At 47.7% G+C, this 13,218-nt stretch carries 9 protein-coding genes; 5 read left to right on the forward strand and 4 right to left on the reverse strand.

Annotated features, from left to right (window positions below; translation table 11 throughout):
• Nucleotides 1-9 precede the first annotated feature (9 nt).
• Entirely contained in the window at nucleotides 10-1,401 is a 1,392-nt protein-coding gene (locus IKW96_RS06010; protein WP_296571689.1) for a hypothetical protein, read from the forward strand.
• 217 nt (nucleotides 1,402-1,618) lie between these two features.
• Nucleotides 1,619-2,560 (forward strand): hypothetical protein, encoded by a 942-nt coding sequence (locus IKW96_RS06015; RefSeq protein WP_296571692.1) that lies wholly within the window; start codon nucleotides 1,619-1,621, stop codon nucleotides 2,558-2,560.
• Nucleotides 2,561-2,635: 75 nt separating this feature from the next.
• Here the strand turns inward: IKW96_RS06015 and metF are convergent, their stop codons facing one another.
• The 3 genes from metF to IKW96_RS06030 all read right to left on the reverse strand — a co-directional run bounded on the left by metF (nucleotide 2,636) and on the right by IKW96_RS06030 (nucleotide 6,791).
• A complete protein-coding gene (gene metF / locus IKW96_RS06020) occupies nucleotides 2,636-3,517 on the reverse strand; it encodes a methylenetetrahydrofolate reductase [NAD(P)H] (protein ID WP_296571694.1) in 882 nt (293 codons plus the stop codon).
• Complete coding sequence (gene metE / locus IKW96_RS06025; RefSeq protein ID WP_296571697.1) at nucleotides 3,504-5,777, reverse strand: 5-methyltetrahydropteroyltriglutamate--homocysteine S-methyltransferase; 2,274 nt, start codon at nucleotides 5,775-5,777, stop codon at nucleotides 3,504-3,506. The genes metF and metE overlap by 14 nt, the downstream gene beginning before the upstream one ends.
• Before the next feature lie 102 nt (nucleotides 5,778-5,879).
• Nucleotides 5,880-6,791 carry a LysR family transcriptional regulator gene (locus IKW96_RS06030; RefSeq protein WP_296571700.1) on the reverse strand — a complete coding sequence of 304 codons (912 nt, stop codon included), beginning with the start codon at nucleotides 6,789-6,791 and terminating at the stop codon, nucleotides 5,880-5,882.
• A gap of 336 nt (nucleotides 6,792-7,127) precedes the next feature.
• Between IKW96_RS06030 and IKW96_RS06035 the strand changes: the two genes are divergently transcribed.
• A complete protein-coding gene (locus IKW96_RS06035; protein WP_296571702.1) occupies nucleotides 7,128-8,546 on the forward strand; it encodes a GGDEF domain-containing protein in 1,419 nt (472 codons plus the stop codon).
• 232 nt (nucleotides 8,547-8,778) lie between these two features.
• On the opposite strand, the gene IKW96_RS06040 is transcribed toward IKW96_RS06035, so the two are convergent.
• Complete coding sequence (locus IKW96_RS06040) at nucleotides 8,779-11,889, reverse strand: carbohydrate-binding protein (protein ID WP_296571706.1); 3,111 nt, start codon at nucleotides 11,887-11,889, stop codon at nucleotides 8,779-8,781.
• A gap of 369 nt (nucleotides 11,890-12,258) precedes the next feature.
• Here IKW96_RS06040 and IKW96_RS06045 point away from each other — a divergent pair, with 369 nt between their 5' ends.
• Nucleotides 12,259-12,624 (forward strand): diacylglycerol kinase, encoded by a 366-nt coding sequence (locus IKW96_RS06045; protein WP_296571709.1) that lies wholly within the window; start codon nucleotides 12,259-12,261, stop codon nucleotides 12,622-12,624.
• Nucleotides 12,621-13,217 (forward strand): CDP-archaeol synthase, encoded by a 597-nt coding sequence (locus IKW96_RS06050; protein WP_296571712.1) that lies wholly within the window; start codon nucleotides 12,621-12,623, stop codon nucleotides 13,215-13,217. Before IKW96_RS06045 ends, IKW96_RS06050 begins: the two co-directional genes overlap by 4 nt.
• The last annotated feature ends 1 nt before the right edge of the window (nucleotide 13,218 follow it).

Genomic DNA, 13,218 nt, shown 5'->3' on the forward strand with positions numbered 1-13,218 from the left:
GGAGCAGCTATGAAGAATAAAAACATCTTCGATATACTTGAAAATGCGGAGTATGATTCAATGGAAAGACTAATAGATAAATGCCCCGAAATATCGGATGAACAGCTCGACAGGATATTTGTCATGAGCGAAAAGAAATTCAAGAAGAACAAGAAAAATGCAGAAAGGACAAAGAAAGATAACAATATAAAAATGACCGAAAACGACACTGTTGAGGGCGTTGAGCGCAGCAGAAGGCCCGTATGGCTCACGACTCTGAGCACAGCCGCTTCAATAGTTCTCATTGCAGGCGTTGCCATCGGAAGCACCCTTATGATCAGAGGCAACAAACATAACATCACCCCTGACAATCCGCTTCCGCCCGCCGTTACAGCTTCTACCATGAATGCTTCGGGAACCACGGCTTCAGCCACTTACGGGAAAGGCTCAGGCATTTCCACCACATTTACAACTGCTTCGGGAGCTAAGACTTCAACAGACGCAAACGTTACGGAAACAGCTGTGGAAGTCGTTACAAAGGACGCTTCGGGCAGCGAGTTCATCAAGCCGTTCGTAGGGAAGTGGACTTATCAGATATCAGACATCAATAACCTTGATGTCGAAAGCTCGATTGAGAACAAGGCCATTGTGGATATCCGCGGCGACGCTTCCTACACATTTACCGACGCAAACGGAAATGTCTCATCAGGAACGATCAAGAGATCAAGCGAAGAGATCGGCGGCACGGAGATACTCATGCTGGTATTCTCTGGAGATACATTCGTATCATCAGACTCAAGCGTATTCCACAGCGCTTATTACACTGATACCAAGCCTGACGAGCTCCACTTCGGAAACGGCTATGCAGCACGTATAGTCCGCGGCGAACTCAGCCTGGGCGCTCAGAAGAGCTGGAAAAAAGCATACCGTGACTGGCTGACTGCAACAAAGAGCAGCTCAGACTCTCATTATATGTGGGATCTGCAGGATCTTGACAACGACGGCACGCCAGAGCTTCTGATATCCAACGGCGAAGCTCACGCATCATGGGTAACCTTTTACCATTATTATGAACCTGACGGCACCCCTATGTTTGGCTGCGATTCTGAGGGTACGACCACGTATTTCGGCGAATACGGCGAGTTCATGTCCTGTAGGGAAGAAGGTCTTATAGGCTGGTCAAATACCCACATGGGCTATTCTTACACTATCATGTATAAGTTTACGGACCAGGGACTTGTAAAGATACAGACAACAGGCAACAACTCGGGAAATGTACCGTATGAGGAAGTTGAATACAAGGTCAACGATGAAGTTGTCAGCAAAGAGGAGCATGACAGTGCTTTAGCACTTTTCAACTCAAAGAACTGGGTACACGTGGGCAGAAAGTACAGCTTTGATGATCTTTCGGCGCTGAATTGACGCCAAAACACAATATACCACATGAAAAAGCGAAGCTTCTGCTTCGCTTTTTCTGCATATACGGCTTGTTCAGACACAAACCACATACCTGAAGGAATGTATTGCTTGACCTTTATTTCCTAATGCAGTATAATGTACTTATAGCGGCTCCTGAAGAGCCGGTACATGAGGCGCAGACTTGCGGAACAAGCGAAAAACTATCAAAGGAGAATAAAACATGAGCGAATATAATTCAATTTACGAACTTCTGGCTGCAAATACGGTAAACGGCCGCCTGCCCGATGATTTTTCACTTCCAAAGCCCCCAAGCACCGACCCGACTCAGCTCAGATGGGCTGACGGAGCAATGGACGGCGTAAGTATGTACCATATGGGCTTCCCGAAAATAACGGACGAGCAAATGCAGATAATTGCCGACGCTTTCAAGCTCCTCGGGGATCCTGCAAAGGTGATGCAGAAAATGGCGGAGCTGTTCACCGATACCTCCCCTGTTGTATTTATTGACGCCATTCAGAAGTATATCATGGAAAACACCGACAAGCTCGAACTTGATAAAATGGTTGACCTTACTTTCAGATGCCTGTCAAGCAAGATCGTGGAAATGGTCAAGTTCGGACTTATAATACTGGAAATTCTCTCAGAACCCGACGACCAGATCAAGAATGTGGTCAGAACTCTCGGACTCAGCGATGAATTCACCCTGTTCTCCGTATTCAATATGATGACATGGTCAAACGGCAATGATGAGGTCTTTGCCCTTGCACAAAAGGTTCACGGCTGGGGCAGGATACACGCTGTTGCACGGCTTGAGCCCGAAACAAAGGAAATTAAGGACTGGCTCCTCCATGAGGGTATAATCAACAGCGTTCTTGCAGAGTATTCCGCTCTTGATGTGTATGAAAAGGTGGATATATCGTCGCTTCTGAAAGGGAATATAACCGACGGACAATTCAGCGATATCGCAAAGGTGCTGTCCTCACTGTTCACAGAGGGCCCTTTTGCAGGTATGAGAGCCTTTAAAAAGGAAGAAGCGGAAGAAATGCTCTCCGACTTCCTGAAACAGGCTGAAGTCCACAAGACTGGCGATATTTCCGCTCTTCTCGGCGATATCTCGGAAAGATACGAAGCTCTTTCTGATAAGTGCCGTGAGCTGTTATGATATTTTCATTATAAAAGCAAATAAGCTCTCCATTATCAGTATGGAGAGCTTATTCATTTGGTAAATGGAAGAAATTCACACCGAAGCGGACACGCTTACGGCAATAAGGCTTTCTACAGCGTCAAAGATCCTGTGTGCAACATAGGGATTATTCATGGTATAAAGGTGTATACCGTCAACTCCCTCAGCGATGAGGTCGGTTATCTGGTCTATTGCATAAGCTATGCCTGCGTCGCGCAGCGCTGACTCATTATGCTCATACTTTTCAAGAACGCGGACGAACTTTTTCGGGAGCTCCACGCCGCAGAGCTTCACCATGCGCTCTATCTGTCTCTTATTGGTAACCGGCATGATACCGGCCTCTATCGGCACTCCTATGCCTGCTATACGGGCTTTTTCGTAAAAGTCGTAAAAATATCTGTTATCGAGAAAAAGCTGGGTTATCAGGTGATCTGCGCCGCATTCAGCCTTGTATCTGAGCCATTTCAGGTCATTGACAGCGCTTCCGCTTTCCGGGTGTACCTCGGGATAACAGGCAGCAAGAACGTTGAAGTCATAGTTTTCCTTTATGAAGGAGATAAGGTCGCTTGCATGGCGGAAATCACCTGCCGGAGCGCTCCCCTCGCGCCTGTCTCCCCGAAGCGCAAGCACGTTTTCTATGCCGTGAGCTTGCAGGCTGTCAAGTATCTCCGCAGCCTGTTCCCTTTTCAGCTCAATACATGGCAGATGTGCAACGCTTTCAACTCCGTACCTGTGCTTTATGTCGGAGGCTATCTGTATGGTCTTGCAGCCGTTATTACCGCCTCCTGCGCCGTAGGTAACGCTTATAAAATCGGGAGAGATATCCGAAAGCTCCTCGAGAGTGTCATATATCACGCTTTCCTCTGCGTCAGGCTTCGGCGGAAAGACTTCGAGGGAAAAAACAGTCTTGTTTTCAAATAATTCAGCAGTTTTCATTTCTTGCCTCTTTCGCAGCGTTCACGAGGTTTTTAAGGCTCGGAACAGTTTCCTCGTTTCCTCTTGTTTTAAGTCCGCAGTCGGGATTTATCCACAGCTTTTCAGCAGGGATACGCTCCCTCATCTTGCTGACAGCAGCCTTTATCTCGTCCTTTGAGGGTACTCTCGGCGAGTGTATATCGTATACTCCGGGACCGACCTCGGTACGGAAATCATTCTCCCTGAGCACGTCGAGTATAGTCAGGTCAGACCTTGACGCCTCAAAGGTGATGACATCTGCGTCCATATCGTCTATATCCCTGATAATGTCAGCAAATTCGCTGTAGCACATATGGGTATGTATCTGTGTTTCGGGCTTTACGCCGCTGTGTACATATCTGAACGCAGGTATAGCCCAGTCGAGGTAGTCCTCTCTCCAGTCAGACCTGCGGAGCGGCAGCTTCTCACGCAGGGCAGCTTCGTCCACCTGTATGATACTGATACCGTTTGCCTCGAGGTCGAGGACCTCCTCGCGGATAGCAAGAGCTATCTGCAAAGCGCTCTCCCTGAGGGAAATATCCTCTCTCGGGAATGACCAGTTGAGTATGGTAACAGGTCCTGTGAGCATTCCCTTCATTGGCTTGTCGGTAAGGCTCTGAGCATAGACCGACCATTTCACGGTCATGGGCTTTGCACGGGAGATATCCCCCCATATAACAGGCGGTTTAACGCAGCGTGTGCCGTAGGACTGCACCCATGCCTTTTCCGTAAAGAGATAGCCGTCAAGGCACTCGCCGAAGTACTCCACCATGTCATTACGCTCAAATTCGCCATGAACAAGTACGTCAAGACCTATTTCTTCCTGCAATGCAATACATTCTGCTATCTTTTTCTCGATAAAGAACTCGTAATCGCTGTCGGATATCTCACCCTTGCGGTATGCGCTGCGCTTTGCCTTCACGTCTGCCGTCTGAGGGAACGAACCGATAGTCGTAGTCGGGAACAGGGGCAGTCTGAACCTTTCCTTCTGTATCCTTTCGCGCTCTGCAAATCCGGGAAGTCTTACAAAGTCCTTTTCCGTAAGAGCCGCCACCTTTTTCCTTACAGCCTCGTTGCCGCCGTCTCTCGGCTTGCTGTGGAGAGCTGCATTTCTGCGGTACTCCTCAGTTTCCGTCGGGCATGATGAAGCTGTTATCCTTTTGAGCTCCGCAAGCTCGGTAAGCTTCTCCTCTGCATATGCGAAATGCTTCTTGTAGAACTCCCCGAGTCTGGTTTCGTTCGCAAGAGTACACGGAACGTGCAGAAGCGAACAGGATGTATTTATAACTATATCATGTGCGAGCTTTTCAAGCTCTGAAAGCGTGACGAGAGCAGAAGCGTAATTGCAGCGCCAGATGTTCTTTCCGTTCACGACTCCTGCAAACAAAGTTTTTCCCTGAGGGAAACCGTTTTTCTTTACGAGCTCGAGAGACCTTTTTCCCTCGGTGAGATCAAGACCGATACCGTCAATGTCAAGTCCGCAGAGTTCATTATAGCAGTCGCGGACGTCGCCGAAATAGGTCTGCACAAGCACCTTAACGCCGCCCTTATCATGCAGTATCTTCTCATACAGTGCTGTGAAGAGCCGGATATCATCAGCTGTCATATCCATTACCAGTGACGGCTCGTCGAACTGCACCCACTCAGCGCCGAGGCTGCCGAACTTTTTCAGCAGCTCCGAATATGCATCAGCAGTACTTGCAATGAAATCGGACGCTTTCCTGCTGCCCTTGTATCTTGCAAGCTTCAGGAATGTGTAAGCTCCGACGATGACAGGCCTGGTCTTTACGCCGCTGCCGAGAGCCTCGCTGAAAAGCTCAAATGGCTTCGTGCCGACAAGTTTTATCTCTGTGCTGTCGTCTATCTCGGGAACCATATAATGATAGTTGGTATTGTACCACTTCTTCATGGCAAGAGCTTTGACATCGCCCTTTTCGCCCTGATAGCCCCTTGCGGCTGCGAAATATGTATCAAGCCCGGAAAGTCCGAGGGCTGTGTATCTCACGGGAACTGCGTTCAGCAGAAAAGCCGTGTCAAGTACTCCGTCATAGTAAGAAAAATCATTGGACGGTATAAAGTCAAGTCCGCTTTTTTTCTGTAATCCAAGATTATATAAACGGATATCCTTTGCTGTTTTTTCAAGCTCCGCAGCTGTTATCTCACCGCGGAAGTATTTCTCGCTTGCGAACTTCAGCTCGCGAAGATTTCCTATTCTCGGGTATCCGATGATCGATGTCTGCATTTCCTGTTCCTCCGATATGCTTTGTTGTGTTTCTATTATAGCATACCCGTCAGAAATGTGTTAATATCAAAAAGAAATGCAGTCCCATAGCTAAAAGCTATATCAGGAAGAGTAATTTGCGATGTACTCCTTGAGATGCTCGAGATACCGCTCCGTAAGCTCGTTCATAGGGCGGTCGGCGGTAGTTATGTAGCCTATCTCCATTTCTTCGCTGCTTTCAAGAGGGATCGACACTATATTGCTGCCGTTGAGGTCTGAACTGAGTATTCCCGAAGATATGGTATACCCGTCAAGTCCTATAAGGAAATTGAAAAGGGTAGCTCTGTCGGAAACTACTATATTTTTCGGACTTTCCGCCGTTATATGCAGCTCCTCGGCAAAGTAAAAGGAGTTTTTCACACCCTGATCGTAGGTAAGACGCGGAAAGGCTTTCAGATCACCGAGAGTTACGGAGCTCCTGCCCACAAGTGGATTGCTCCTGCTGACAAAAACATGGGGTTTAGCAGTAAAAAGCGGTTCAAAGCGTATCTCCTCATTCTGCAGGATATGCCTTATGACCTCGCGGTTGAAGCTGCTTAGGAAAAGGACTCCGATATCGCTTCTGTGAGTGCGGACGTCCTCGATTATCTCTGCGGTTTTAAGTTCGCGGAGAGAAAATTCGTACTTATCCCTACCGTATTCGCGTACAAGTTCAACAAAAGCATTTACGACGAATGCGTAATGCTGTGCCGAGACAGCAAAAGCTCTTCTCGGCGGAGCAGTGGACTTGTACTCGTTTTCAAGGAGCTCCGCCTGTTCCACGACCTGACGCGCATAGGAAAGGAACTTCATTCCGTCCTCGGACAGGTAAACTCCCCTGTTGCTTCGGTTGAAAATAGTTATGCCCATTTCCTTTTCAAGCTCTGCCACGGATTTTGAAAGGCTTGGCTGAGCAATGAAAAGGCGCTGCGCCGCAGTAGTGATAGAGCCGGTTTCTGCTATTGTGATCATGTATTTAAGCTGCTGTAAAGTCATATTATCCTCCTTTTCGGCTGTATTGCTTCTTATTATGTTATATCCATAGCGTTATGATATGATCGTCCAATTTCAGTAAACAGATTTCTTGTCTGCGTATCTGCAAGGACATTATACCATACATACCTGATAAATGCAAAGAAAAATGCATTGTACAGAAAAAACTGTCCATTTTTTATAAAGTTTATACGATTGACATCTTTAACTAATCATGTTATAATGATATGTGACAAAAACGCGGCTTTCAAAGCGCCTTTTTTATACAGTTTGCTTTGGATGTCACTGTTATTACTGCCAGGAATATTTTTTACTTTTTGTGTATCGGGGGGACATATTATGAGATCTGACTTTCATTTCTTTTCAGAACACATAAACGCTATGGCAAGCGTTTTTTCCGTTGAAAAATTTCCCGACGGGAGCTACGGCAACATTCTTCTTGTAACGGGTAATTCTATTTTTTTCAAGAAGTCCGAGGACGATCACGACAAAATAGGTGAAGAAGCCCTGTATAAGACAGATTTTTCGCCGAACGAGCCCTATGAAAACTATATGCCGAAGGACAAGAATTTCGAGGATTTCTGCTTCAGGAGCGCCATACTCGGGGAAACTCTCCACACATATATCCACCCGGAGAGAATGCCTTTATGGCTCCACCTGACTGCGATACCGCTTAAATCGGACAAGGAAAACATCGGCTACTGCGCTTTTGTGCAGAGTTTTTCGGAAGCTCCCGATTACTCGCTGATGACCAATACCACACCCGATATCGCAGCAAATGTACTTCAGATATGCATGAAGCTCCGCGGTGCAGACGATTTCATGCAGACGATCAATGAGGTTATCGCAGATATCCGCAAGCTCTGCAACGCCGAGTTCTGCTGTATCCTCACAACTGATTTCGCACAGCGTAAATGCTCAGTATTATGCGAGTCTCTCCGTGAAAATGTCTCTCATAATACCATGAAGGATTATATAGACGATGACTTTTTCAATGTTGTGGACACTTGGCACGGCACTATTGCAGGAAGCACCTGCGCTATCATCAAGGACAAGCAGGACTGGGACTACCTGAAAGAGACCAATCCCGTATGGTACAATACCATAAAGCCTGCGGGAGCCGAAAGTATAATCCTTTTCCCGCTAAGATACCGGAAGGAAACTATCGGCTTTATATGGGCGCTTAATTTTGATGTCAGCAACGCTATGAAAATCAAGGAAACTCTCGAGCTCACCACATATTTCATCTCATCAGAGCTTGCAAGCCACCAGCTTTTCAACCGTCTGGAAATGCTCAGCTCTCAGGACGTTCTCACGGGAGTTCTCAACAGAAACGCTATGAACAACCGTATCGACGTGCTCGTTGCAGATCAGGAACACTTCGGGGACGCTGTAGGGATAATCTTCGCCGATCTTAACGGCCTCAAGCAGATAAACGACAACGAGGGACACTTTGCAGGCGATCTCCTGTTAAAGGACGCAGCCCTCACATTGCAGAAGCACTTCCCCGACTATGAGATATACCGTGCAGGCGGCGACGAGTTCATGGTACTTGCCGTCGAGCCTGACGAGGCAGTATTCGCAGAAAAGACGAAGCGCTTCATGACAGCGACCGCCTCTCCCGAGGGAGTGTGCTTTGCCGTAGGTTCGAGCTACAAGACTATCGGTACAATAAGGAAGGCAATGCAGACTGCCGACGCGAATATGTACGCCAACAAGGAAGAATTCTACCTGAAATATCCCGAAAGGAGAAGATAAAAAGCCGCTTAAAGCGGCTTTTTTTCGGTCTGCCCAAAACAATATTAATTAAGGAGACGCCCTCACTCGCAGGGCGTCTCCTCTTGCGGAGCGCTTTGAGGCTATATGTGGGGATTTGCTACACTCCCCACCAGAGGCGCTGCCTCCGGACTCTGCCAAAGGGTTGTGGACCCTTTGGCATCCCTTTCATGGGTAAAGTGGATTTTTGCCAAAATACTAATTTTTTACGTCATCAGAACGACTTGATATCGCCCATTATGAACCTCTTGAGAAGCACAAGGTCAGCGCTGTTTATAGCGTCGTCATCGTTTATATCGGCTGCTCCGAAGTTATCGGCTTCACCTGTGAGAACTGCCTTTTTCATAGAGCAAAGATCGTAAATATCCACCTTTCCGTCCTCATTGAGGTCGCCGATAGCATATTTACTTACCGCCTTGTCTGTTCTCCACCAGTTTACATTGTAAAGGTAGCCCTCGCCGCCTGTAAATACGAAGTAAACATCGTGCTTGCCGTTGGTCTCACTGACAGAACAGGTCTGAGTGTTCCAGGTCTGCCAGCCGCTTGTGCTCTTGATATCCATTTTTCCTATGACCTGACCGTTCGGATCGTCAATATGTACCTCGAGGACAGCCTTTGCGCCGTTTGAACCGATACGGAAGTCGATATTGCGTACATTTGTGAGATCAACGTCCTTGAAGCCGATGTACTCGCCGTTTTCGATATACGCAACATCAAGTCCGCCCTCCGAGCAGTTTTCGGTATCTATTCCCGACTTGAAATCATAGGTCTCAGCCTGTACCACCTTGCTCAGCGACTTGAGTCCCTTGACAGGCACTGTTTTCTGTATAGCCGCTGTTGTAGTCGTTGCAGCCTTTGTTGTAGTAGTTGTAGCTTTTGTTGTAGTCTTTGTTGTGGTAGTTGTCACAGGCTGAACATTTTCACCGTCCGAGTAAACTGCCTCAACTGTAGCGTCAGACTCCAGCTTTACCTTTATAGAAGCTGTTGCGGCGTCGCCGTTGGTTATCCTGGCACCGTTTATGTTCCAGTGCGAGAAAGTGCGTCCCTCCACAGGCATAGCCTTGATATAGATATCGTAATCTGTGTGGTAATTACCGCTCCATCTGCTGATATTGCCGAGCTCAAGGGTATTGAGCTTTATGCTGCCGTTATCGGGAGAGTTGACCACTGTAAGTCTGCGCGGCTCGGAAGAAAGCCCTGCAGCCGAACGTGTAGTGCGCTCTGCATAGGGATAACGCTGTGCATAGAAGTCAAGAACAGTGGAAATATCGCCCTCAAATCGCCTGATCGCATTATCGCCCGAAAGGCTTCCCGAATGGAAACGCGCATATGTATCTGCTACCTGCTGTCTGTAGCTGTTCTTGTAGCCTTCTATGACTGCCCTTGTTCTGTCGGTATTGAAATTGTGATTTGCAAGGTCCATCATAGTCCTTGCGAATTTCAGTCTGAACTGCTCGATATTCATAAGGGAGTTGAACACTCTTGCCAGCTGGCTGCCGCTTTCACGGATACGTCTGAAACCGTCAGCGGAATAGGACTTGTCCTCTGTGCCGTAAAGTCCCTGTCCCGACTCGGTATCGAAGAGTATCATTCTCCACTTGCCGTCAGCGTAAGGATTTGTTTCGTCGATAGCATTTGAACGCCATGCGCTGAAATTGTTCTGCGGCCAGTCCGCATTCGACCAGTATATCTGAGCTGCAAAATAGTCCATGAAGCCCTGTATGTCTACCTTGCTGCAAAACTCGTCATAGGACATATTCCCGTTTGCCATACCGTCGCAGACGCTGCGCCAGTCTCTGAGGTCCTGTTCCGAGCCCTCCTCGAGAGCGCCGTTCTCTATCATGGCGATATCGCTCTTCTTAACGCCGTAATGGTCGCTGAGGAAGCTTGTATTTATCTTTTCCATCATCTGATAGATACCCCAGAACTCGCCGTCGAGAAATACTATGCACTCTGTTACAGCCTGATGTGCAAATGCTCTGTCCGCAACAAGGCTCTGGTTGATGCTGTCACGGAAGAAAGCTCCTGTGTTGTCGTTTCCGCCGTTTCTGAGGACCACACCGTCGAATTTCTTTATAGCCTTGCCGTTTTTAGCCTTAACAGCTTTTCCTGAGAAGAAATCATAGTCAAACTCGGTAAGACCGTAATCCTTGCGTGTGTAAACGTTGAAGCTCTTCTGTGCGAGACATCTTGAGAAAGCTCCCTTGATACGTATGCCGACGCTCTGGTCTATCACCTTTTTACCGTTTTCAAACATGGTGAATTGTGCAGGGCGCTCCCAGTCCCTGCCTCTCTGAGTGTAGTTTGCAGGTATCTCCCACGGCCACTTGTCGCCGCTGCTGTGCCTGTTTTCCTCGTATATCCTTCCGAGGCAGTAGATTCCCTTATTGTTGTCAAAAAGGTTTGCAGGGTCGGTAACGAGTGAAACTACCTTCATCTGCTTGTAGTAACCCGAATTTGTCCTGCCGATGAAGTATGTCTTTGTGATGTATTCGCTTGCCCGGTTCTCCTTGTCGACTGCAACAGCTCTTATGACTACTGCTTTGTCAACGTTTCCGCGGGGAGCTTCCGCACCGTCGGGAACTATGTCTGTACGTGCGCTCAGACGGTTCTCGGTATCAGTCATATCATTTATCGTGAGCGGCTCCGTATACTTTTTTGAACCGTACACAGGGTCGCTGCCGTCTGTGGTATAGTAGATATCACACCCTTCGTCGGCTGTGAGCGTAAGTGTGAAGCTGCTGTCATAGAAGCCGCTTTCCTGCGAAAAAACAGGCGGATGCACAGCTGCGTTTCCCTCAGGAGCTGCATTCGCCTTGTCGGGAGTACCTTTAAGCGTGTAGAACTCGCCGCTTCCATCGGGGTACTGTCCGTATGAGGCGTCAGCCGCAAGCGCTCCGACCGTCACAGTCTGGACTCTGCTGCCATTCTTGTCGCTGAGCACGAGAGTTTCGCCCGAAGCTGCAAGTCCAAAAGGAGCTATCGTTCTGTCGTTTGCTGCTGCGTCGCTGTCACAGAAGACAATGAGTCTTCCCTCTGCCGGTACACGTGTTCCCTCAGGGAATACATATTTACGTGGCTCGCCTTCCGTATCGGAAAGTCCCCAGCCCGAAATATCGGCTTCTGTCTTTGCGCTGTTGTACAGCTCTATCCAGTCGTGGCACTTCCCGTCTGCCGCAGGATATGAGCTGTTTTTTGTGCAGATCTCATTCATTGACACTTGTACGTTAGTATCTGCGTGTGCAGGAAGATATGAGGCGGTCTGCAAAAGCATCCCAAGGCATAATATCCCTGCAATGGTGTGTCTTTTTGAAGTGTTTTTCATTTTTCCCTCCAACGATTGTTTCTTACCCTCTGAATAACGATCCTTTCGGATCATGCTCTGACACTTCTGCTTGTCAGAAAAAAGTTTAAAATGGATCACAACTTAAATATTATAGCATATACACAAGGCTATTTCAAGCGGTTTTTGGAATTTTTTTACCATTTACACAGAAAAAAATTTAAGCCTGAAAGCTTATATCTTAACAAATGTTACAAGAAGACTATCTTTTTCATTCCCGCATATAAAATATGTCGCCTTCGGCTTCTTTAAAAAGTGACAAATGTCACTCAGAAAGTGACAATCGTAACTTGAGAAATGAGGAGCAAATAAATATAATATAATCAACGACAACACTTTGGAGGTGCTTTTATGAAAAACAAAAATATTTTTCAGAGCATAAGATGTGCAGCACACGGCATTGCCGAATGCTACAGAAGCGAAAGGAACTTCATGGAATACACGGCTATCGCGCTTTTCATGCTGATATTCAATATCCTGCTGCACTGTGCGGTATGGGAGTACATCGTATTCGTCGCCCTTGTGACCGCCGCTTTTTCCGCAGAGTTCCTGAATACTGCCATTGAGCGCGTCATCGACACCTACGACAACAATATCAACGAGAAGAACCGCTTCATCAAGGACGCGGCGGCAGGCGGAGTTCTTGCCATTTCCTCAGCATTCTTCGTAACCGAAGCTATAATCCTCGTTCCAAAGGCTTTAGCGCTGCTAAAATGAATATTCTCACTGAGATAACGCAGATATATGCAACTCTTGCGTCAGTGATAATCGCAGGAGTACTGAACATGATATTTGTAAAGCTGCCCATATGCGAAGAGCTGAAAAAGCCTATGGACTGCGGAAAATGTCTCCGCGACGGCAAGCGTCTCTTCGGGGACAACAAGACCTGGAAGGGCTTCCTCGGAATGATTTTTCTCGGCGGAGCGTCTCAGGTCATATGGGGAGCTGTATGCTCCGCAGTTCCGCCTCTTGAAGCAAAAAATCAGCTGATCGCCGTTCACGGCAACAGCTTCGCGCCGAACCTCGGGGCAGGACTGCTTTTCGGGCTCGCCTATGCGGTATTCGAGCTGCCGAACAGCTTTATAAAGCGCAGGGCAGGCATAATGGCAGGCAAGACCGATAAGGGGCTGAAGGGCATGATATTCTATGTGATAGACCAGATAGATTCGCTTCTGGGAGTCGTCCTGTGCCTCAGTCTGCTCTGTCCGGTAAGCTTCGGACAATACTGGCTTTACATTCTTGTGGGATTTTTTACACATTCGGCTGTGAACCTGATTCTTTACGCACTCAGGATACGCCGCAACATTTAAG

The organism is Ruminococcus sp. (assembly GCF_017549005.1).
Lineage (GTDB): Bacteria > Bacillota > Clostridia > Oscillospirales > Ruminococcaceae > Ruminococcus.